Annotated in this window: 21 protein-coding genes and 1 pseudogene; 2 read left to right on the plus strand and 20 right to left on the minus strand. The window is 46.1% G+C overall.

The annotated features are described in order from the left end of the window. Positions 1 to 63: 63 nt before the first annotated feature. Positions 64 to 1224, minus strand: a complete 1161-nt coding sequence (locus BLS58_RS10295; RefSeq protein WP_143018902.1) for an RpnC/YadD family protein — start codon at positions 1222 to 1224, stop codon at positions 64 to 66. Positions 1225 to 1316: 92 nt separating this feature from the next. Here BLS58_RS10295 and BLS58_RS10300 point away from each other — a divergent pair, with 92 nt between their 5' ends. Continuing rightward, the gene (locus BLS58_RS10300; RefSeq protein ID WP_090398623.1) at positions 1317 to 2570 is read left to right on the plus strand and encodes an MFS transporter; all 1254 of its coding nucleotides are present in this window, start codon (positions 1317 to 1319) and stop codon (positions 2568 to 2570) included. Positions 2571 to 2646: 76 nt separating this feature from the next. Here BLS58_RS10300 and BLS58_RS10305 read toward each other — a convergent pair whose 3' ends face one another. The 6 genes and pseudogenes from BLS58_RS10305 to BLS58_RS17555 all read right to left on the minus strand — a co-directional run bounded on the left by BLS58_RS10305 (position 2647) and on the right by BLS58_RS17555 (position 6989). Beyond that, positions 2647 to 3276, minus strand: a complete 630-nt coding sequence (locus BLS58_RS10305) for an N-acetylmuramoyl-L-alanine amidase family protein (protein ID WP_090398625.1) — start codon at positions 3274 to 3276, stop codon at positions 2647 to 2649. A 165-nt stretch (positions 3277 to 3441) separates the two neighbouring features. Further along, the gene (locus tag BLS58_RS10310; RefSeq protein WP_090398811.1) at positions 3442 to 5256 is read right to left on the minus strand and encodes a UbiD family decarboxylase; all 1815 of its coding nucleotides are present in this window, start codon (positions 5254 to 5256) and stop codon (positions 3442 to 3444) included. A gap of 46 nt (positions 5257 to 5302) precedes the next feature. Then, positions 5303 to 5803 (minus strand): coiled-coil domain-containing protein, encoded by a 501-nt coding sequence (locus BLS58_RS10315; protein ID WP_090398627.1) that lies wholly within the window; start codon positions 5801 to 5803, stop codon positions 5303 to 5305. Between the two features lie 181 nt (positions 5804 to 5984). Further along, positions 5985 to 6119, minus strand: a pseudogene (locus tag BLS58_RS18265) (DUF2332 family protein); the annotation flags it as partial. A gap of 148 nt (positions 6120 to 6267) precedes the next feature. Beyond that, positions 6268 to 6729 (minus strand): universal stress protein, encoded by a 462-nt coding sequence (locus tag BLS58_RS10325; protein WP_176764708.1) that lies wholly within the window; start codon positions 6727 to 6729, stop codon positions 6268 to 6270. An 86-nt stretch (positions 6730 to 6815) separates the two neighbouring features. Next, on the minus strand, positions 6816 to 6989 hold the full coding sequence (locus BLS58_RS17555; RefSeq protein ID WP_176764709.1) for a hypothetical protein: 174 nt from the start codon (positions 6987 to 6989) through the stop codon (positions 6816 to 6818). A gap of 512 nt (positions 6990 to 7501) precedes the next feature. Between BLS58_RS17555 and BLS58_RS10330 the strand changes: the two genes are divergently transcribed. After that, complete coding sequence (locus BLS58_RS10330; RefSeq protein ID WP_090398633.1) at positions 7502 to 7876, plus strand: type II toxin-antitoxin system Phd/YefM family antitoxin; 375 nt, start codon at positions 7502 to 7504, stop codon at positions 7874 to 7876. A 10-nt stretch (positions 7877 to 7886) separates the two neighbouring features. Here the strand turns inward: BLS58_RS10330 and BLS58_RS10335 are convergent, their stop codons facing one another. The 13 genes from BLS58_RS10335 to BLS58_RS10395 form a co-directional block, all read right to left on the minus strand. Further along, positions 7887 to 9194: a Na+/H+ antiporter family protein gene (locus BLS58_RS10335; RefSeq protein WP_090398635.1), complete on the minus strand. Its 1308-nt coding sequence runs from the start codon at positions 9192 to 9194 to the stop codon at positions 7887 to 7889. Positions 9195 to 9215: 21 nt separating this feature from the next. Then, positions 9216 to 10724: a histidine ammonia-lyase gene (gene hutH / locus BLS58_RS10340; RefSeq protein ID WP_090398637.1), complete on the minus strand. Its 1509-nt coding sequence runs from the start codon at positions 10722 to 10724 to the stop codon at positions 9216 to 9218. Positions 10725 to 10828: 104 nt separating this feature from the next. Next, on the minus strand, positions 10829 to 11272 hold the full coding sequence (gene hutP / locus BLS58_RS10345; protein WP_090398639.1) for a histidine utilization transcription antiterminator HutP: 444 nt from the start codon (positions 11270 to 11272) through the stop codon (positions 10829 to 10831). 102 nt (positions 11273 to 11374) lie between these two features. Next, positions 11375 to 12358 carry an agmatinase family protein gene (locus tag BLS58_RS10350; RefSeq protein WP_090398812.1) on the minus strand — a complete coding sequence of 328 codons (984 nt, stop codon included), beginning with the start codon at positions 12356 to 12358 and terminating at the stop codon, positions 11375 to 11377. Beyond that, positions 12358 to 13632, minus strand: a complete 1275-nt coding sequence (gene hutI, locus BLS58_RS10355; protein WP_090398641.1) for an imidazolonepropionase — start codon at positions 13630 to 13632, stop codon at positions 12358 to 12360. The genes BLS58_RS10350 and hutI overlap by 1 nt, the downstream gene beginning before the upstream one ends. Further along, positions 13633 to 15291, minus strand: coding sequence for a urocanate hydratase (gene hutU / locus BLS58_RS10360; RefSeq protein WP_090398642.1), 1659 nt, complete (start codon positions 15289 to 15291; stop codon positions 13633 to 13635). Between the two features lie 203 nt (positions 15292 to 15494). Then, positions 15495 to 16934, minus strand: a complete 1440-nt coding sequence (locus BLS58_RS10365; RefSeq protein ID WP_090398643.1) for a response regulator transcription factor — start codon at positions 16932 to 16934, stop codon at positions 15495 to 15497. A gap of 19 nt (positions 16935 to 16953) precedes the next feature. Beyond that, positions 16954 to 17133, minus strand: coding sequence for an NETI motif-containing protein (locus tag BLS58_RS10370; protein ID WP_090398645.1), 180 nt, complete (start codon positions 17131 to 17133; stop codon positions 16954 to 16956). After that, entirely contained in the window at positions 17134 to 17673 is a 540-nt protein-coding gene (locus tag BLS58_RS10375; protein ID WP_245723135.1) for a DUF2179 domain-containing protein, read from the minus strand. Positions 17674 to 17747: 74 nt separating this feature from the next. After that, positions 17748 to 18278 carry an isoprenylcysteine carboxyl methyltransferase family protein gene (locus tag BLS58_RS10380; RefSeq protein WP_090398647.1) on the minus strand — a complete coding sequence of 177 codons (531 nt, stop codon included), beginning with the start codon at positions 18276 to 18278 and terminating at the stop codon, positions 17748 to 17750. A gap of 4 nt (positions 18279 to 18282) precedes the next feature. Continuing rightward, entirely contained in the window at positions 18283 to 19344 is a 1062-nt protein-coding gene (locus BLS58_RS10385) for a type III polyketide synthase (protein ID WP_090398649.1), read from the minus strand. A 107-nt stretch (positions 19345 to 19451) separates the two neighbouring features. Then, positions 19452 to 20957, minus strand: a complete 1506-nt coding sequence (locus tag BLS58_RS10390) for a BCCT family transporter (protein WP_090398650.1) — start codon at positions 20955 to 20957, stop codon at positions 19452 to 19454. A 141-nt stretch (positions 20958 to 21098) separates the two neighbouring features. Continuing rightward, positions 21099 to 22085, minus strand: a complete 987-nt coding sequence (locus tag BLS58_RS10395; protein ID WP_090398651.1) for an acrylyl-CoA reductase family protein — start codon at positions 22083 to 22085, stop codon at positions 21099 to 21101. Between the last annotated feature and the right edge of the window lie 214 nt (positions 22086 to 22299).

Genomic DNA, 22299 nt, shown 5'->3' on the forward strand with positions numbered 1-22299 from the left:
TTACTTCTGTTTTTTAAAGCAGGTTTGATCCCGCGTCGGAACAAACCTGCTTACGTGGGGTTATTATATCTGATTTTTGACTTCATTCAATTCATCTTCACTAAGGCCAGTTACTTTCATAATGGATTCGATCGGAATCCCTTCTTTTAACATCGCCATGGCAACTTCTCTCGTTCTTTCCCTTTGACCTTCTACTTTACCTTCTGCTTTACCTTCTGCTTTACCTTCTGCTTTGCCCTCAGCTCTTCCTTCCCTTCTTCCCAGTTCTTTCCCTTCCTGTCTCAATTCATCAAGCAACGGTTTAAGCGTCGGGGGATCTGGGTGCTTTGTTTTATCCATGTCGTTCGCCTCCTTTCCGATCATTGGTTTCACTTCTTCTTGTAGCTTCTTCGACATGTCTTCAGGAATTTGCAATAAATAGTCAATAAAATATAACAATGAGTGAACGTATTCGCGTGCGTTTTTCTCTGGGTCTTGGAGCAACAATTCGAACAATCGGCGCTTAAATTGGTATCGCTTGTCAGCATCGTATCTACTTTTTTGCATGTAGATACCAGCTAAAACCACATAGGCAAATGGATTGTTCGACTGTAATAACTTCTCCTCATCCTGATCAAGGAGTTTATAAGCATTGTATGCATAGGTTAGATGCGTTCCGTGAAAATGGTACTCATAAGTCGTCGGCTTGAACGAATAAATGGGATCAGCAAGAAGGGCGATTGCATAAATTTTTTCATCATACTTATCAAATATACGATAGAAATATTGAAACATGCGTTTGGAAAAATCATTGTCCTCGTCCCCTTGAACTTCAACGTGGACGAGCACCCATTGATCTTTGCCGTCTTTTAATGGAACTTTCATCAACTTATCAGTGTAATTTGTGCCTTTTTTCCACTTCGGGAAAATACGATGGAATTCTTGCTCCAAGGAATCGGGGGTTTGGCTCCAATCCATCTCTTCATACAGATCGGGTGCAAAAAATAACATGAACGGTTCAAACAGATCGGTGATTACTTTTTTCCAAAGAGCGTCCTTGTCTAAATAGCGGGAGGGTTCTTCCTGAACAAGGAGGGGCGATGCCTTTGCCATGATTTTACCACATCCTTTATCTAATGATAAACGTTCATGGTGATGAAAACTCTTATATATAGAATAGCACATCCCATAAATAAAAACAAGTGTTCGCGATGAAATTTTTACAATTTCTAAAAAATCTGTCACAATAAATACTTAGGAAGAGACGGGATTACATGTTGGAGCTCCAGTTTCACTTCGTAAGAAAATAATCGATCTAACAGTTTGGAGTTTAAGCCATGAAAAACCTAAGAACCTGGAAAGATCCAGCGATATTATTGGCATCGATCGGCATTTCCAGCATCGGGGATTTTATTTATCTTGTTGCCATTAATATTATTGTTTATCAGCTGACTGGCTCAGCTGCAGCGGTAGCGGGCCTATGGATCATCGCTCCGTTAACGAATATTGTCACCAAGTTTTGGACGGGGAGTTTCATTGATTATCGAAGTAAAAGACGAGTGATGGGAGCCACATACATACTGCGGGCAGCGTTCATCTGTTTTATCCCGATAGCGCCTAACATGGCGGTCATCTACGGGATTCTCGTTATTTTAAGTATTGGTAAAGCCTTTTTTAATCCAGCATCAATGACTTACGTTGCCATTCTTGTGCCGAGGGAAAAAAGAAAACGATTCAACGCTATGCGCTCATTCGTGGATTCCGGGGCCTTTATTATCGGGCCGGCTATCGGGGGATCGCTGATCTTAATAACGTCAGTTGAAGCCACATTATGGATGAATGCCCTATTCTTCGTCCTTGCCGCCATATTGTTATTATTCCTTCCCGACAAAGAAAACATTGATAAAGAAACGATTCCGACATTAACCGCCTCACAGGTCATACGTGATTTTACGGTCGTTCAAAAGTTCATGATGCAAAATAAATATGTGTCTTTTGTCTATCTCGGCTTCATTATGATTATGATATTTACTTTTGCGATGGACGCCCAGGAAGTTGTTTTTACCCAACAAGTGATCGGACTTTCAGAATTTGAATACAGCCTGTTGATTAGTATTACGGGTATCGGATCTGTTACAGGTGCCATTCTTTTATCTATTTTTTCCAATAAACTGTCGTTGCGTTATATGATTGTCATCGGTCTGATTATGATGACGATGGGATATGTCATTTACGCCTTTTCCTGGTCGTTTACATCCATTGCTGTTGGGTTTATCATCCTCGGTTTCTTTAATGCCCCCTTGAACGCGGGGATCACGACTTTTTATCAAAACAATGTCCCTGTAGACGTGATGGGAAGAGTGACGAGTATTTTTCAGCTTACCCAAAGCGCTGTTCAAGTGGTATTTATTCTGGCGATTGGTGTGACAGCAGACCTGATTTCTCTACGTATAACGATTGTTGCATTGGCCCTTTTCATGTTGCTATCGACGGTTATTTTTGCTATTTCAGTGTTAAGGGAAAATAAAAAGTTATTTTATCATGAAGATGATCCCGGCGGGCAAAAGAAAGAAGTAGCTACCCATTGGTAACTACTTCTTGCCAAAAGCGCGAACGATTATTCCGGGAACACTAGCATTTTATCAGCCAGAAAGATTCTTATGTTTATTAATGATACTCATAAAGCCCTTGATAAATCGCGTTGGCCGCTTCGTTTCGGAAGGCATCGGTCAGCATCGTATCGGCTTCTGCTTGATTGGTGACGAATCCTAATTCAGCCAAGGCTGCGGGCATGTCCGAGTTACGAAGTACGCTGAAATTGGCGGTTTTCACGCCACGGTCGTTGCTGCCAAATTCCTCGACCATGCTACTTTGCAGGTCGGCAGCCAACGATCCTCCTTCCAAATCAGATGGATGATGAAAGGTTTCCGTGCCACTTACGGAAGCATCGGAAGCTGCATTGGCATGAATGCTGACGAAGGAATCAGCTCCGCCATCATTGGCCATATTTGCCCGATCGATCAGTTCCACAAAATAATCTCCATCCCGCGTCATAATCACTTCCGCCCCTGCGTCTTCCAAAAGTTGTTGTGTACGATACGCCACATCGTATACGAGTTCTTTTTCGTATAAGCCATGACCGGTAGCGCCGTTATCATGGCCACCGTGTCCGGCATCAATCGCGATCGTTTCACCCGAGACATTTGCATTTGCCTGCTGAAACGATATTCCGATAAAGCTTCCCACACTAAAAGCGAAAACTACGGCTCCTTTCAAAACAAAATTTTTCCTTCTCATAATAGATTCTCCTTTTTATGTAATATATTTTCTTATTTTATAAAAAAGAGACTCTATCACCAAGGGGGTGAAGGAAAAATAGTACTTTTGTGTACTAAATTGAACCATTAGTCATCATGGGTCAGATAAGATTGATCCTGAACAACCTCAAATTGACCAAAATCATCATTGATCACCCACAAATCTACCGTTTTCAAAAAAGCGCTCGATCTTGGCTTCCACTTCTTCGTCTTCGATGAGTGGCGGAGCGTGATGCGGTTTGATGCGTGCATCGATAATCAGCGTGTCACAGCCCCAATGTTTATTTTCAATGAAGCTATTGATGCCATGCATGTCATGGGATGGGTTGCTGCGTGTAAACGTTGCCCAGAGAAAATTATCTTTGGTCTTACTGACGAAGTCACTGTCATCACAAACGACAACGAGAGGACATGCAGACATATCACTGTTATTAGAGATTACTTCGGCCATCGCGTTAATCTCGTCTGTTGCCGTCTTCTCATCCTGATAGGCGTTCAATTCAACCGCGACTACGCCGGGCATGACGAGTTGAGGATTACGCGCCTCTTCCAATCCAGCAGGAATATCCTGACAAAGATCGCGTTTTTTCTCCCCATAAGCCGCCATAACAACCTTGCTGCCGCTATTCAAGCCTGTCCCCGAATAATCGAGGGTGTCAATCGTCGTGTTCGTCTGAAAATGCAGATCGCGGTGAAGATCAATCCGTTCCAGAATGTACTGCATAAACTCGAGTTCGTCATGAGTGGTGAGGGATTCGTCATCAGCGGTGATCCATAGATATTTGGCCAAGCTTAATTGCCCGAAGCCGAGAATGCGGTTAGCGATCGTCAGCAGTTCCATCGGTTTTTTTACTTTTTCAAAGGGGGTATAGCGTTCGCTGCCAATCGCAAACAGAAGAGGGTGTACCCCTGCCGCGTCAATGGCATGGACTTCTTTCACTCCCGGAAGTTCCTGGGTGACGGCATTCCCGGTCAATTCATGGATAATCTCGCCGAAGCTCGTGTCCTCCTGAGGTGGACGGCCGACCACGGTAAACGGGTAGATCGCATCCGGTTTTCCATACACTTTATGCACATGTAGGACCGGAAAATCATGTGTTAGGCTATAGTAACCGAGATGATCACCAAACGGGCCTTCCGCCTTTGTATCCTCGGGATAGATCTCCCCGGTGATAACAAAATCCGCGTCATGGCTGATCACATAGCCGTCTTCATAACTATGGCGAAAACGCCTTCCGGAAAGAAGACCGGCAAACAACATCTCGCTTAACCCTTCCGGGAGTGGCATGACCGCTGCCAACGTGTGCGCCGGGGGGCCGCCGATAAAAATACTGACTTTTAATGGTTCTCCCTTTTGCACCGCTTTGGTTTGATGCACACCAATGCCGCGATGAATCTGGTAATGCAGACCGATCTCTTTATCCTGCACATAATCATTGCCGTTTAACTGGGCGCGATACATGCCGAGATTGGCGTTCATGAGCCCGGGATTGTCGGGATCTTCCGTCAACACTTGCGGCAATGTGATAAATGCCCCGCCGTCTTCAGGCCATGATTGGATCATCGGCAAGTCGGATATGTTTATTTCTTCCAGTTTGGATGCATTGACGCTCGTCAAGCGCATCGGCAATGCTTTCATCGCCGAAAAACCGGTGCTGGCATTTTTCAGGGGATTTTTAAGCGCGCTCATCGGATCATCGCGCATGGCAATCACGTCATGCACGCCGTCCCACGTTTTGCGAAACATGTATTTGCTTCGCTCCGGCGTTCCGAATAAATTGGAGACCGCACGATACTTTGTTCCTTTGACATTTTCAAATAAAACGGCCGGACCGCCCTCATGATAGACGCGGCGGTGGATGGCTGCCATTTCCAAGTAAGGGTCGACCTCTTCGCGAATCCGGACGAGTTCTCCTTGTTGCTCCAAATCGAGCACACATTCTTCCAGGCTTTTATAAATCATATCTTACCCTTTCACTTGAATTTTCTTCTCAATCCAATAAAAGCTAAATATTCATTTTATCCTTGATGTGAAAAATGTCTTTGTCGTGTTCCACCACTTTTTTGGTTAAATATCGTTCATGTTTTTGCTGGTTCTTATCAATATTCCCCGCGTATTCCAGCGTATTTTCTGTCATTTGCGTGTTGTAATCGAGGTTTTTGTCTATTTTATCGAATTTCTTTCCCATTTTTCCTTGTTCATCTTTAATTTCCTTTATTTCTTCCCACATTGCATTAACGCTTCGATCTGTGTTGGATTGTTGGTCTTGTAATCCCTTCAATTCACTCGACATTACACTGACGCTTCGATCTGTGTTAGATTGTTGGTCTTTTAATTCCTTCAATTCACCCGACATTACACTGACGCTTCGATCTGTGTTAGATTGTTGGTCTTTTAATTCCTTCAATTCACTCGACATTACACTGACGCTTCGGTCTGTGTTGGATTGTTGGTCTTTTAATTCCTTCAATTCACCCAGAATTTGCTTGAATACATCATCGCTCATGGCGTTCATTCCTTCCAATTATTTATCGTTCATTCTTCATTCGGTTTCCGTTGGATTGATTTTTCTAAAGCCTTCCCACTCAAACACATCACTCTCTTTGTATTTTATCATGAAAGTCTCTTTCCGCCTATTGTCATACATGGTCAGAATCCCATTTAAACTAGAGATCTCTGGTTCGCTCCTACAAATCCCAAGAAAACCATCTACCGTGTCCATCTGTTTTTCCGATCGTGAGATTACTTTCTCTTCCATTTATAAAATAGTCCAAATGGAGATCGCCACCGTGAATATTATTGTAAAGATGGAACACATCTCTTTATTTGTCAATTTTCTTTATTTTTGTTAAGCTTTTTCTTAATGTTTAAAGCGTTTGGATAGCGTATGTTCATCCAATGAAGATTCCCTCCCCTATAAACCAATTAATAAGGGCGGCCCCCTCATCTCGGATCAGCCGCCCTTCTCGTTTAAGTTTTGGTAACCGGTTCCCCGCTGTCGTTCACAATGATGACATCACAAGTGGCTCGTTTAGCAATGCCTTTTGAGATGCTTCCGGTAATTGCACGTTCCACTCTTCTTCCAACCGTTTCACCGGCTATAATAAGGTCAATATTATAATTCGGGACAATATGGCTAGCAATCCTTACCTTTGGCGTCCCAACATCAAGGATCGTTTCGACTTCAGCAATTCCTTTTTCTTCCGCCTTCTGTTTAAACGCTTGCAATTGTTCAGAAGCTTGCTGTTTAACCCTTTCCACAATATTTTTATCAAATCTCGACATGGAAGCATATGGTTTGGGATCAACAACGCTTGTAATATAGAGTTTTGCGCCTTCTTTCAATGCAAACGCGCAAGCTTGATCAAACGTATCTTCTGATGAAGATTCTTCCCCATACACACAGACGAGAATATTCTTATAATCAGCCAACGACAGTCCCCCTTTAACCATCAGTACAATGATAAGTTTTAGAAAAAATACCACCTGCAAAACCGATTGTCAAGGAGAAAGTGTGCTTATTCAAAGCTATCGTTTGCATGTTTTTTTGGTTTTTTCTCCATCGTTGTAAGCCCGGCCCCAATCAGTGTTAACACTCCACCGAAAACCGATACGACAGTTGGTACTTCCCCAGCCATAGCCATGACAGAAAAATCGATAACGCCGGCGTCACCGATGGCTATCCTGATCACTCGACGATAGTAGCCCGCCCCAAGGTGAAGTCAAAAGTAAAACGATTTTTAAGGGAAATAAAAATCGCCTTTCTAAGACGAGCCCGGGGGAGATCACATCGCCCTCTCGGATTGGTTTGATCCCCGTCGTTCGAGGGATGACAACGTGCTTATTGTCCCTCTCGGAGTGAGATGCCCTGCTTTTGGGGTATAACAACGCGCTTCTTCTCCCTCTCGGAGACAGATGCCCTGCTTTTGGGGTATAACAACACGCTTCTTGTCCCTCTCGGACACAGATACTCTGCTTTTGGGGTATGGCAACGTGCTTATTGTCCCTCTCGGAGTGAGATACACTGCCTTTGGGGTATAACAACGCGATTCAAGTGTCATAAAGATCGGAGCGATCTCCGTTCCCTCGGATATCCGCGAATATATTTGGACTTTGACGGATCCGTGTGGCCCGCCCTGCAAGCCCTTGAATATATATCTATATGTCGATATAATATGTATACCTTATAACTGGAGTGATCAACATGCCGGAAATCAGACCGAGTTCGGACATTCGAAATAAATACAACGAGATTTCTGACTTTTGCCACGAGAATTCAGAGCCTGTTTACATCACTAGAAACAGAAAAGGTGATTTAGCAGTCATGAGTATCGCTACCTACGAAAAGCTCGTCGGAAAATTTGAACTGTATCAACTTTTGGATGAAGGGATCAAAGCAAAGGAAGAAAACAAAGTCAGACCATTCCATGAAGCTATAGAAGATATTGGTCGGAGTGAGTGTGTATCATTTCATCATAACAAAACCCGCCGAAGAAGACTTACGACAGATGACGGAGAAATTGGCACCATTTATTGTGAAAAACTCTCCTTACACTCAGATAAGGAGAGTTTTCATTGACATATTAAGCTCAAAGCATCATCGCCGCTGCCAACCCAAAGATAAACAACGGAATATTAAAGTGCAGGAACGTCGGAACGCAAGTATCCCAAATATGATTGTGATTCCCGTCTGCGTTTAACCCGGCTGTCGATCCGAGAGTACTGTCGGAAGCCGGTGAACCGGCATCACCGATGGCTCCTGCTGTACCGATCAAAGCTACCGTGGCTAATGGAGAGAAGCCCATGGACATACTTAAAGGGACAAACAAGGTTGCCAGAATCGGTATGGTACCAAATGATGTCCCTATTCCTGTTGTTACAATCGTGCCTACCAGCAACATCGTTACTGCACCTACGAACATGTTGTCCCCGAGGATCTCTGTTGTAGATTCAACCAACCGATCCACCGCCCCCGTCTCTTCCAAAACCGTTGCGTATCCCGATGCAATTAACATGATAAAGGCAATCATACCCATCATCTTTACCCCGTCGTTCATAAATTCTTCGCCTGATCTGAACGGTACTACCCGGAATAAAAACATCAAGGCAACCCCTGTCAGGGCACCGAGTATCAGGGAATCGCTTACAATTTGTACAACGAGCGCAGCAACGATTGCGATAATCGTAAACATATGAAATTTTGTAAAAGAACGTTCTTCATCCGTCTCTGCTGCAATTTCCTGATGATCCGTATCTGCTGATACAGGTTCTTTGTCTTTCCGGTAACTCACAAAAATTGCGAATAATAAGCCGACGACCATTCCAAGCCCCGGAATTAACATCGCTACAGGGATATCTCCGTAACTAACAGGCATCCCATTGTCGTTCATTGCGTCCACAATAACCCCATGAAAAATTAACCCGAAACCTGCCGGAATCATGACGTAAGGTGCCTTCAGTCCAAAGGTGAGCGATACAGCCACGCCTCTTCGATTAACTTTCATCCTATCGAATAATTGTAATAGAGGCGGAATTAATATCGGAATAAAGGCTATATGAACGGGGACCAGATTTTGTGAGAGAGAGGCAACAGCAGCGATTGTTAAAAGTAAAAAGGCTTTTTTTCCTTTTAAAACTCTGATCAATTTTTTGATGGCTAAACCAGTAATACCTGAGTACCCGATCATGACTGCGAACGCCCCAAGCAGGATATAACTCAGGGACGTTTCCGCCATGCCGCCCATACCTGACACGAGTAATTCAGTCGTATCAATCAGAGATATGCCGGATACTAACCCGGCGACAAGAGCAGCCGCGAGCAAGGAAAGGATCACATTGACACGTAGTAAACTTAATACGACGAGGACGAGAACAGAAATAATGACAGCATTTAACATTGCATTTCCTCCTTCATGACTTTATTGCGACGTTACCGCATTCCAGTGCTTCGCCGTTTCTTTTAACCACTCATCCATCTTTTGAATATCTTTTGAAAAAATCCGGTCCATCGTAATCGGCGGGATAAATGCGCGAACGTGTTTTAAAAATGTATGGGTGCTCGACGCCATGCGATCAATACCACGATACTCGGCAGCTTCCAATGCACAAATGGCTTCTATGGCTAACACTTTACGTGTGTTTGCGATGGTCTGATAAGCATGGCGGGAAGCGATCGTCCCCATGCTTACATGGTCTTCCTGATTGGCCGAAGAAGGGATGGAATCGACGCTCGCCGGGTGCGCCAGTGTTTTGTTCTCGGATACTAATGATGCGGCCGTATATTGCATAATCATCGCGCCGGATTCCAGTCCCGGTGAAGGGCTTAAAAACGGTGGCAAATCATTGAGCTGCGGATTCACTAACCTTTCCACCCTTCTCTCCGAAATATTGGCGATTTCCGCGATCGCCACTTTCAGGAAATCCATGGCAAGAGCGATGGGCTGCCCGTGAAAATTGCCTCCGGATATAACTTTTTCTCCCTGATCAAAGATAAGTGGATTGTCCGTGGCAGCATTCATTTCAATCTCCAATTTGTCTTTCACATAGCCCAATGTTTGCCATGTGGCGCCATGCACTTGCGGAATGCAGCGAATGGAATACGCATCCTGGACTCTTAACTCTCCTTGTTTCGTCGTCAATCTGCTATCTTTCAAATACTGCCTGATTCGCGCGGCGACGTCAATCTGTTCCTGATAACCGCGCGCAAGATGAATATCAGCGTCAAAAGCGTCTATAATCCCACGCAGGCCCTCCATTGTCACTGCACTGACGAGATCCGCATAATATGCGATGTTCTCCGCTTCAAGATAAGTCACTACCCCCATGGCGGTCATCGCTTGTGTGCCGTTGATGAGCGCTAATCCTTCTTTCGCGGTTAAGGAAATGGGCTCAATCCTTTCTTCCTCTAAAGCATTTGCCGCGGGAACCCTTTCTTTTTTATAAAATACCTCTCCTTCCCCCATTAACGTTAACGCCAGGTGGGCGAGTGGCGCGAGATCACCACTGGCACCCAACGATCCTTGCTGCGGGATGACTGGATGAATATGAGCGTTGATAAGGTCGACCAGCTTTTCAATAAGCAGCGGCCGAACACCAGAATAGCCCTTTAACAATGCATTCGTCCTGAGAATGAGCATGGCTCTTGATGCAACTTCCGGAAAAGGTTCACCCACCCCGCAAGCATGGGAATGAATTAAATTGCGCTGCAACTCGGCGACATCTTCTTTCTCGATCAAAACATCACTGAACTTGCCGAAGCCAGTATTAATCCCGTATACAATTTTACCCTCAGCCACGATTTTTTCAACCGCTTTTCGACTTTCTTCCACTTTTTCAAGACTGTGGGCAGAAACAGTGAGTCTTTCTTTTTCATATAAAAGCTTCTTCATTCCCTCGAGATTCAGGGACGCCCCGTCCAGGATTAACATTAAATCACCTTCTCTTTTTTTTATACATAAAAAGGGGGCTATATCAGAAACACGTCAAGTGTTCCTTAATATAGCCCCCTATCTGCTCATAACTATGGGCTCATTTATATATGGTTGATACCTAAACCGATCGTTTCGTGCTCAGCACCTTTGACCGGCGCACCAATCGTTCCATAAAGGGAAACCGCGATCCATTCGCCTTCTTCACTGTTTTCATACGGCGAACCTCTGACGACAGAAAAACTCAAACCTACAGTCCGTAGCACCGAACCTAATTGTACTTCGCCTCTCGTGACACCGTGTAGAGCCTCGATAATGGCATGATACAACGCGTGACCTTCCCTGTAGAGATCTTTATTAATGATCTGATTATTTTTCGCAGCTGTTTCAACGGCCGCTACAACTTTGTGCGCCTCCATGGAACCGACTTTCCCTGTGCAATAATGCCAGTCGGCGTTAGCAAGACGTTCGTGTTGCTGCTCATCTTCTTCATTCAGAAGCAAAAGAAGAGCACTGCGGCCGATGCGAAAGTTCTCGTTTAATGCCATATTAACAACTCTTTCAAGTCATGAATGACATACACTACTAACTAAAGACTAATGTCACTCACCTTTAATTTTATTCGTCTTCATTTCGGAAGTCAATTCATTTTAACGCCTACAATACCCTGTCAAAAACGAAAGCATCGTATGCACCGCAGCTTTCACACTTTTTGTACCAACGTCTTTGCGCGGATCAAGACAGACAATATCCATCGCTTTGACTTTCGGGTGTTCGCCTGCGATTTGCACCGCCTCGAACAGTTCTTCCGAATACATTCCGCCGGGGGTTGCTGCCGGGGCGGCCGGTCCATGCACGATATCGAGGACATCCATATCCGTGGTGAGATAAATCGTGTCTACTTTGTCCTCCAGTTGAGCCAATGCTTCTTCGATCACGCTGGAGATACCTCGTTTTCTCGCTTGCTTCATCGTCGTATAGTGTATCCCTGCTTCATCCGCATACGTCTTCAGCTCTTTGGCATTAAAGAAACCGTGCAAGCCGATATTGTGAACATATTCGCCCTGAACCGTTTCACTCTCAATCAACTGCCGGATCGGCGTGCCGTTGGCCGGGCCAAGCGTATTCGGATCCCTTAAATCAAAATGGGTATCAAGCTGAAGGATCCCGATCGTTTCATTAGGATGGGCTTGTTTCCATCCCTCCACCAATTTCGCTGTAATAGAATGATCTCCACCAAGCGATAGGGGCAAGGTATGCGGATGATGAGTCCTCATTGCCACCATCGCTTCCTGAATTTGCTTATGCGTATACTCAATATCCGTCACATGTTGCTTCACATTTCCGAGATCAATCACCTTAAGCTGGGCCAAATCGATATCTTCATCTAAATTGTAGGTCCCAAATGATTTCCAGGCTTCACGCATCGCTTCCGGATTCTCGCTTGCGGCCGATGTGCTGATGGACGACTTGGAAAGGGGTACACCGAGGATGGTGACATCGTAGTCTCGCCAATCCGGGACTGACTCCCCAACGTTTTCAATCCATTCATGCACTTTCAGGTCTTCTTTTTGGTCTGTTTGGCGACTCCAGATTCGATTTGGCTTATCGAGCATGGGGTATGGATAACGCATCATTGTAATTGTCCACCTGCCACAAGCACCTGTCCATCTTTTACGACGGTGTCGACGTGGTTCATTCCATATTTGTACGATAAGGTCAGATGATTCGGGACATCAAAAATAGTCACGTCCCCTTTTTTACCCGGCTCCAAACTGCCGATCTCATCGGCACGACCAATGGCATGGGCGGCATTAATCGTCGTCGCAGTCATCACTTCTTCGGGTGTCATTCCCATCTTCAGGCAGCCGAGGTTCATGATAAACGGCAGTGAAATCGTCGGTGATGATCCCGGATTCTGATCCGTAGAAAGAGCGACGGCCAACCCGGCATCAATCATGTGCCTTCCCCGGGCAAATTCAGCCATAAGGAAAAAGGCGGTTCCCGGCAATAGCACACCGACAACGTCGGCAGCGGCCATTTCCCGGATACCCTTGTCAGAAGCCTTTAGCAAATGATCGGCAGAAATGGCGCCTACTTCTGCAGCGAGCTCCGAGCCTTCGTACGGTTCAATTTCATCCGCGTGGATCTTAGGTGTTAAGCCGTATTTTTTGCCTGCTTCCAGAATTCTCTTTGATTGGTCCGGTGTAAAAACCCCTCGTTCACAAAATACATCATTAAACTCCGCCAAGTTTTTTTCGGCAACGACCGGAATCATTTCGTCAATGACACGATTAACAAAAGGTCCCGGGTTATCTTTCTCGTCCATCGGAATGGCATGAGCTCCCATGAACGTCGAGACAATATCCACCGGGTGGTCCGCTTGCAACTCATGAGCGACTTCCAGTTGTTTCAGTTCGTGCTCAAGTGTTAGGCCGTAGCCGCTTTTCGCTTCCACGGTCGTTACCCCGTGGATCAAAAATTGTTGCAGTCGTTCCCACGATTCTTCATATAACTGCTCGTGGCCGGCTTGTTGGGTGGCGCGGGTTGTCGCGTGAATCCCCCCGCCGGCACTCATGATATCCATGTAACTTTGGCCTTGTAGTCGCATCGCGTATTCATTTTCTCTCGTCCCTGCGTGCACAAGATGAGTATGAGGATCAACGAGACCAGGAGTGACGACTTTGCCGCTGGCATCCAAATGTTCAGCTGCTTGGATGCGATCTTTATACTTGTCGCGCATATCATCATCACGTCCGACTTCGACAACTTTCCCGTCCTCGATAAGAAGGCTTCCATTTTCAATGAGATTGAGATGAGACATGGCTTCTTTTTTTGCCGGTTGCTCCGTATGATCAGCCATGGTAATCAATTGCGCCGCGTTGGAAATAAATAGTGCTTTTCCCATTTATGATTCGCTCCTTTTCAACATTGGCATTTGCATATCGTGGTGCTTCGCTGTCTCTTCCGCGCGTTCATAGCCGGCATCGACGTGACGGGCAATCCCCATACCGGGATCAGTTGTCAAAACTCGTTCGAGACGTTTTTCCGCTTCTTTTGTTCCATCGGCTACGATCACCATGCCCGCATGCAAGGAATATCCCATGCCAACACCGCCGCCATGATGAACGCTCACCCAGCTGGCTCCGCCAACGCTATTGATAAGCGCATTCAAAATCGGCCAATCCGCGACCGCATCACTTCCGTCTTTCATTGCTTCTGTTTCGCGGTTGGGAGAAGCGACGGAGCCGGAATCGAGATGATCGCGTCCGATAACGATGGGCGCTTTCAATTCTCCGCTGGCGACCATATCATTGATGATTCTTCCGAATTTCGCTCTTTCGCCATACCCCAGCCAACAAATCCTCGAAGGTAGTCCCTGGAAGCTGATTTTCTCCCGCGCCATCCGAATCCAGTTGCATAAATGTTCATTCTCGCTGAACTCTTTTAAAATCACTTCATCCGTTTTGTAGATGTCTTCCGGATCTCCGGAGAGCGCTGCCCAGCGAAAAGGTCCCTTCCCTTCACAAAATTGCGGACGGATATAAGCCGGCACGAAGCCGGGAAAATCAAAGGCATGATCCACTCCTTCGTCTTTTGCGACCTGGCGAATGTTATTGCCATAGTCAAACGTGATCGCACCCTGCGTTTGCATATGGAGCATAGACTCTACATGAGACGCTATACTTTTCCGGGATTGTTTCGTATAGGCAGCCGGATCTTCCTTGCGCATTTCTGCCGCTCGCTCCACGTTCATACCAATCGGAACATATCCATTCAAAGGATCATGAGCAGACGTTTGATCGGTTAAAACGTCAGGGATGAACCCTCGCTTGATCATATCCGGCAGAATCTCTGCCGCGTTACCCAACAAACCGATCGACAGCGCTTCTTTTTTATTTCTCGCTTCCTCTGCCATCCGTAAGGCTTCTTCCAGGCTTTCCGTAGAAACATCCAAATAGTTCGTTTCCAGACGACGGTTCATGCGATGGGCATCGACTTCAATAGCGATACACACACCGCTGTTCAATGTGACGGCCAATGGTTGCGCACCACCCATACCGCCAAGACCGGCAGTTACCGTGATCGTTCCCGCCAAAGAGCCTCCGAAGTGTTGTTTGGCACATTCCCCGAACGTTTCGTAGGTTCCTTGCACGATGCCCTGGCTTGCGATATAAATCCAACTTCCGGCAGTCATTTGTCCGTACATCATTAACCCTTTTTGATCTAATTCATGAAAATGATCCCACTTCGCCCAGGCCGGTACAAGGTTCGAATTGGCCATGAGCACCCTGGGCGCATCTTCGTGTGATTGAAACACTGCTACCGGCTTTCCCGATTGAATGAGCAACGTTTCATCATTGTTAAGCGTTTTCAAAGTTTCCACAATCGCATCATAGCTTTCCCAATTACGTGTCGCCTTGCCAATGCCGCCATACACGACTAAATCATCCGGATTTTCGGCTACATCCGGATGTAGATTGTTATTCAACATCCGCAAAGCCGCTTCCTGTACCCACCCTTTTGTATTTAACTGTGACCCTCTATACTGCTCAACGTTTTTCACAAGCTACTTCCTTTCTGTACCAAACGTTTTATTAATGCCATCATAGCAAGGAAGAATTGAAAAATATAGACGATCTTCTTTTAAATTAATATAAAAATACAACGTTTTCATGAAGATATATACGGAAAAACGTTATCATTTATAGCACTTTCTTTTGAAATGATAATTTTATTCACTAAAAACCGCTGTCCCTGCAGCGGCTATTAGTCGGAGCGTCTATAAACCCTGGGCGTTTGTCCTGTGTACATTTTGAACACACGGCTAAAATAATTGGCATTATTAAACCCGATAGCCCAGGCGATATTTTGTATACTCTCATCTGAATAGCGCAGCATTTCCCTCGCTTTTTGCAAGCGAATGGAGAGCAGAATCTCACGAAACGATCGTTGATAGCTTTTGGATAGTAAGTGACTGAGATAGGAAGGACTCAGCTCCACATATGCTGCGACTTTGGTTAAGGTCAGGCTAGCATCGGCAAACTGCTCTTCCATATAGGAAACCGCTTGCTCCACGGCACCTGTCTTCCCCGTGGAAGGAAGGGTCCGTAAATCAACGAGGTGATTGATAAAAAGAAACATATCCTGAACGATCCGATAAAGAACCGGACTATATAAAATTTTATCAAAAGTCGTTTTGTAATACGCTTCCATCTCTTCGTTTTCGACGCCGTTACGATCCATGAAACGCCGCACTTGTGCAAGGATACTCGTCAAGCGAGTCCGCAGTAAACCGGGCTCCGGATAGGGAGGTTCCAAGGCAAAAAATTCTTCATACAACCACGTTTTTATTTCGTTTCCTCTTCCTTCTTCCAGCATATAGACCCATTTGCGCTGTTCCTCCATCGTTAAAAAAGGGTCGATCACTTGCCAATCACTAACCGCTTCCGCATCCAACACTTGATTATAACCGGTGAAAAATGTGATTTCCATTCTTTTGCGCAATTTTCCATACACTTGATGAAGCGACGCTTCCCTTTTTTGTTTATGAACGACGACCGCTAAAGGCGTGCCTGCAACCAAGGACCATTCCCGCAAAAAACGGTGGGAGAGGGCCAGCGGATCTCGATATTCATGTTTAAAAACAAGGGCAATACGATCACTCAGGGAGAACACGAGGGGATCATAATAAAAATCGAACTGTTCGATAAATTTTCGTAAATGGGTCAGATCATTGATATTTTCCGGTTTTAGTAACATCACCGGAAATGGATAAGGATGTCCATCTTCGATAAAAAGTGATTCATAGCTCAGTTGTTCCTCCTGTTCAAGCGGATGATCCCATACTGAAGATAACTTTTCCACCGCCTTTTGCAACGCGCGTTTAACTTGAGGCGGGGACAATGGTTTAACCCATAAGTCTACCACCTGCAGTTCCAATGCTTGCATCGCTCTTTCAAACGTAGGTTCAGCCGTCATGGCCATCACCTGGGACGAAGGTGGAAGGTAGGATTTAATCACTTCCCATTTATCTCTCGCCATCATTTCCAGTTCCATACAGACCATATCCGGAGGACTATTCTCCAATTCATCCACCAAATCTGAAAGCGACTCAGCGGTTCGTATCGTCGTGATCGGCATGGAATACTTCGCGAGAAACCACTGTATGCCCTGTATTTCTTCTTTGTCACGATCTGCGATCAGCAATTTATAAATGGTTCCACCCCTATTTCTTTTTCACCTCAAATTGAATGACCTGTCTCGCGACTTCAACGTCTGCTTCTCCGCCCTGAAAAATAGGCTTTTCAATCCGGCGCACGGGCTGATACCCGTCATTTGCTATTCTGTCTAAACATTCTGCAATCGTTTCATTCGCTTCGACTTCGTACTTAACCTTTTTCCCCATTTATCGGCGTACTCCTTTCACCCAGAACCCGCCGTTGAAATTTTTTGGTTCATGAGAAATGATAAAAGCCTTGGAATCGAGTTTTTTTACCGTTTCAAACAAATCTTTTTCCGATCTGCGGGGGGTTAATATCTCCATCATCAGCCGCTCCCCTTCCCGGCCGTACGCCACCCAGTTCGTCACGCCATAGCCTTTGTCACGCAAGCGATTCGGGATGTCCGGTTCATACTCTTTTGTAATCACGGTAACCGTAATATACCCTAAAGCCAGCTTCTCTTCAATCTTCATTCCGACGAGCACGCCAACGCCAAACCCTAACGCATATGCCATCACGTGCAGCACGGAGGTCATGTTATCAAGGACAAGACCGAGCCCCGTCACATACACAGTGATTTCGAACATGCCGACGACCGCCGCTCCGTAACGCACGCCTTTAAGGGTCAAAATCATGCGAAGCGTGAACAGGCTTACGTAAACAATATTAATCGTTAAAATAATAAGAAGCAACGTCCAGAAATTTTCGAGCAAAAAACTTCCCAAAGCGGTCAATCCTCCCGGATCCATGATGATATCTGCCGGAAAAATATATCATGAAAATCCACTTTCGGAAAGCATTATTTTTCGCGGGGTTCGACACGGTCGTAGACTTCAAGCGCGCGCTCCTCGATGGGAATGCGAATAAAAAAGAGCATGCACGCATTCACGATCGTAAAAACAACCGCCGTTACATAAGCCTGAAACATTAACGGCAACAACAGAATTTCCGCCATCACCACGAGGTAATTCGGATGCTTCAACCAGCGGTAAGGACCTTTCTGAATGATCGTTTCCCCGGGCAAGGTGATGACTTTCAGATTCCAGAAACGCCCGAGTGAAGTGAGCGTCCACGCGCGCAACCCCTGAGCGCCGAGAAAAAGAATCAACAAAATAGGCCAGCCCGTGAAAAGCGCAAAATCATTGAGATACGCCTCGAACAGCAGTGACAATAAAAAAGCGGTATGCAGCACCACCATCCACGGATAATGCTCGCTGCCGTGTTCAACGCCGCCTTTGGCCTTCATCCACGCTTCATTTTTTCTCGCTACCCATAACTCAAAACATCTCTGGAAAATCACCCACAGATATAAAAGCACAAACAGTAACATTCACTTACCTCCATTCAAGCCAAAGTAGTTCAGAGCTGAACCCCGGACCAAGGGCCGTTGCGAGAGCTTCAGTTCCCTTCGGATAATTCTCACACAGTATGTCTTCGAGGACATACAGCACCGTGGGCGAGGACATATTGCCGTGGTTCGCAAGGATTTTTCGCGCGGGTGCTGTAAGGTTTGCCGACAAATTCAGTGTATCTTCATAAGCTTCCAGTACTTTTCTTCCACCCGGATGAGCAACCAGCGCTGTCAGATCGTTTTCGGTTTTCCCCAGTCGCTCTAAAAACTGGACGATATTCAGCCCCACCCATGAGTGAACGATAGAAGGGATATCTCTGGAGAACACAACATGCATCCCTTCATTATAGACATCCCAACCCATGACGCGTTCCGAATCCGGTAGCATCGTTGATTGCGTAGCGGTAATGCAGGGACGCGGTTCGTTGCTTAGTTGCACCTTATCTCCTACAACAAGTGCGCAAGACACGCCATCCGAGAATAAAGATGTCCCGATTAAATTGCTCTTAGAGCGATCCCCATGCTGAAACGTTAAACTGCACAGTTCAATGCAGAGAACGAGCACCTGCGCTTCCGGATAGGCACGACAATATTCGTAGGCACGCGCCAAACCGGCGGCACCGCCGCCACAGCCCAACCCCCATAAGGGGATTCGATTCATATGTATCGGCAGCTGCAATTTATTCATAATGCGCGCTTCAATGGAAGGCGTGGCGATACCGGTGCTCGTCACCGAGATGAAGGCCGTTAAATCATCGTGATTTGCCTCCGCCGCTGCTATGCATTTTTCAACAGCTTCCGCGCCCAGCTGGACGGCATTTTGGATGAACGCTTCATTTTTTTCTCCAAAGCTGTGGGGCTCTTGATACCATTCCAACGGTTTCACGAACTGTCTCGTTTCGATTTGTCCATGATCAAAGACCTTCAGCAAACGCTCAATGTCAGCAAAGTCGTCTGTGAAAAGGTCTCGGACCATATTCGCTACTTCCGTTTGCGACACCTCATACGGAGGGATCGCCGTTGCCACCGCTTGAATCGCAGGCATGATACCCCTCCTTTTAGCCAATCTCTGCCTAGTATTGCCAATGTATACGAAAAAAATGAAAAAGACCCTGCATCCTTTTGAATGCAAGGTCGTTTCGCCATGTTGCTTTATTTTATCCGTTGTTCTTTCGCCATCTTCTTCGCCACTCGCGGTGCAAGCCATAGTGTTGGCAACAAGATGAGTGACACGGGGACCGCAGTCACCACAATGAAGGACTGTAAGGCATCTACGCTGCCTTCTCCAAGCACGATGAGCATCGAAGCTGCTGCCCCCATCATGATCGCCCAGAACACACGCATCATTCTCGGCGGATTATCTTTGCCCGAAATGGTGATCGATATCGTGTAAGATAATGTATCCGCTGTGGTGGCTACGAAAACAATCGTTACCAGCAGAAACCCTACTGCGATCCAAAAGCCTAACGGAAGCTGGGTAACGATCGCGTTAATGGCTGCTGCCTGGCCTCCTTCTTCAAGAGGCCCACCGACGGAGCCCGGGTTTTGAAGCTCATTGAAAATACCGGTTCCGCCCACCACCGTGAACCAAAAGTTCATGACCAACGGGGCGATAATGATGACAGCCAAAAACAATTCGCGAAGCGTTCTCCCATGGGAAATACGGCTAATGAAAATCGCCATCATCGGTGCATAACCTATAAACCATCCCCAAAAGAATAACGTCCATTGTGATAGCCAGCCCTCATCGCCCCGGTAAAAAGCAAGTCGCAAAAAATCCTGTACATAGATGCCATACGAGCCGATAAATTGATCAATGATAAAACGTCCGGGACCAATCAATAAGATAATGACACTTAACACTAAGGCAAAAATAACATTAAAACGACTGAGAAATTGAATCCCTTTATGAACACCGGTCATTGCAGATATTGCTGCAATCAACACAAGACCTAACACCACGGCCAATTGCGTAATCAATGCGTTAGGGATACCAAACAGATCATCCATCATGTAAGCGGCCTGTAATCCCAAAAATCCAATGGGGCCAATCGTCCCGGCAGCCACCGCAACGATGGAGAAAGCGTCAACCAATGTCCCCAATGCACTTTTTCCCATGATTTTTTCCCCGAAAATAGGGTAAAGCAGTATCCTTGGCTTCAAAGGCATCCCTTTTGATTGCCCGTACATGATGACAACTGTCGCCAGGGTTCCGTTGACGGCCCAGGCCAAAAACCCCCAATCCAGAAACGATTGAGCCAACGCCGGAGTAATGGTTGCTTCCTCTCCGGGGGGCATATCATACATCGGCGGAGTCTCCAGAAAGTGGGAGACTGGTTCAGCAGCAGCCCAGAATACACCACCGCCCGCCATTAACGTCGTAATAATCATCGCAATCCATTTAAAATTTTTAATATCAGGACGATCCTGAACACCTAAACGCACATGTCCATATCTTGATATCATTAATCCGATCGCCACTGCAAATATGAACACCATCAACACTTGCCAAAAAGCCCCGAAATAGGACGTCGCCCACCCAAATGTTAGATCGACCAAGTCAGCGACAAAGTCGGCTTGAATCAACGATGCGATCACAAAAAGTACAAGGAACCCACCGCTAATAAGAAACACAGGCCAATCAGTTTTTCTCTCCAAGTAATTAACCTCCTCGTAAATTGTAAAAAGGCACGAGGACTGAGAATAACAAACTTAAGATCGACTTGCAATCATAAATATGAATGGCCTGGTGAAGATCACTGTGAAAACGACGGGAACCATAGGACTTTCATTATTTTTTTACATCTTAACGATCGCACGTCCGCGCATTTGTGCTTTTAATATCGTATCGAATGCGTCGGGGAGTTGTTCAAGGCTATACTCATGAACCATGCCCGTAAACTTGTCTTGTATATAAAGATCGGAACTTAGCCGTTGCCAGATATGCTGGCGTTGCTCTGTATTCAAATAGCCCGTTTCGATGCCTCGCAACTGCACACCCCGCAGAATAAACGGAAAAACATTGCCTTTAAATAAAGTGCCACCCGTCATTCCGCTCAAAGCGACAATGCCATGTTGCTTTGTCGTGCTGAGAGCGTAAGCCAGCGTTTGCCCGCCTACAGGGTCCACGACCGCTGCCCATCGTCCTTTATCAAGGGGGCGGATTTTTTCCGGTTGAACGTCTTCTCTGGAAACAATCTTCGTGACACCCAGCGCTTGTAATTCTTCCCGGGCTTCTTTTTTACCAGTGCTTGCCGTCACTTGAAAACCCCGCTTCGCGAGCATCGCAACGGCCAGGCTGCCTACACCGCCGCTTGCGCCCGTGACGAGCACTTCACCGTCTTCAGGCATGATGCCGCCATCTTCAATCTGATTCACCGATGAAGCAGCAGTAAAACCTGCTGTTCCGTAGATCATCGCTGATCGTGCGTCCAGACCTGTGGGCATGGGAACTACCCAATCAGCAGGCACACGCGCGTACTCGCTGTACCCTCCGTGTTGAGATACACCAAGGTCATATGTCGTGACAATCACTTCTTGGCCTGCCTGATAGCGGTTGTCTTGGGAGTCCTCGATGACGCCTGCCAGATCAATCCCCGACACAATCGGATAACCGGTCACAACGTTGCCTTTGGCGAGCGTGGCAAGACCATCTTTATAGTTCACACTGGAATAATGAACACGGATAAGTACGTCACCTTCCGGGAGATCATCTTCGGTTAAGGTTTTTACATTCACCTGCACGTTATCATTCACTTTTTCTGCAACGAGTGCATGAAATGACATGGTTTATTCCCCCACTCCAACGTTTGATCTACACAAAATTACCCGGGATCAAGGCATATAAAACATGTGCCTGATCCGGGGCCAAGGTAACGTCAAAAAATAACTATTTCAGGAAATCAGAAAAGCGATGTGATCCCTCAAAAGACAGTGGAGCCGGTACGAGAGGGATCAGAAGGGCTCGGTGATCCCTCAAAAGACAGTGGAGCCGGCCCGA

The sequence above is a fragment of the Natribacillus halophilus genome (genome assembly GCF_900100185.1).
Lineage (GTDB): Bacteria > Bacillota > Bacilli > Bacillales > Marinococcaceae > Natribacillus > Natribacillus halophilus.

Excerpts from the sequence above, each read along its gene's own strand:
- BLS58_RS10380 (WP_090398647.1), bottom strand. The coding sequence starts at position 18,278 with ATGTTACTGTTTGTGCTTTTATATCTGTGGGTGATTTTCCAGAGATGT.
- BLS58_RS10315 (WP_090398627.1), bottom strand. The coding sequence starts at position 5,803 with ATGAGCGATGATGTATTCAAGCAAATTCTGGGTGAATTGAAGGAATTA.
- BLS58_RS10350 (WP_090398812.1), bottom strand. The coding sequence starts at position 12,358 with ATGCGTTATCCATACCCCATGCTCGATAAGCCAAATCGAATCTGGAGT.
- hutP (WP_090398639.1), bottom strand. The coding sequence starts at position 11,272 with ATGGCATTAAACGAGAACTTTCGCATCGGCCGCAGTGCTCTTCTTTTG.
- hutI (WP_090398641.1), bottom strand. The coding sequence starts at position 13,632 with ATGGGAAAAGCACTATTTATTTCCAACGCGGCGCAATTGATTACCATG.
- BLS58_RS10385 (WP_090398649.1), bottom strand. The coding sequence starts at position 19,344 with ATGCCTGCGATTCAAGCGGTGGCAACGGCGATCCCTCCGTATGAGGTG.
- BLS58_RS10370 (WP_090398645.1), bottom strand. The coding sequence starts at position 17,133 with ATGGGGAAAAAGGTTAAGTACGAAGTCGAAGCGAATGAAACGATTGCA.
- BLS58_RS10330 (WP_090398633.1), top strand. The coding sequence starts at position 7,502 with ATGCCGGAAATCAGACCGAGTTCGGACATTCGAAATAAATACAACGAG.
- BLS58_RS10395 (WP_090398651.1), bottom strand. The coding sequence starts at position 22,085 with ATGTCATTTCATGCACTCGTTGCAGAAAAAGTGAATGATAACGTGCAG.
- BLS58_RS10335 (WP_090398635.1), bottom strand. The coding sequence starts at position 9,194 with ATGTTAAATGCTGTCATTATTTCTGTTCTCGTCCTCGTCGTATTAAGT.
- BLS58_RS10300 (WP_090398623.1), top strand. The coding sequence starts at position 1,317 with ATGAAAAACCTAAGAACCTGGAAAGATCCAGCGATATTATTGGCATCG.
- hutH (WP_090398637.1), bottom strand. The coding sequence starts at position 10,724 with ATGTTAATCCTGGACGGGGCGTCCCTGAATCTCGAGGGAATGAAGAAG.
- BLS58_RS10305 (WP_090398625.1), bottom strand. The coding sequence starts at position 3,276 with ATGAGAAGGAAAAATTTTGTTTTGAAAGGAGCCGTAGTTTTCGCTTTT.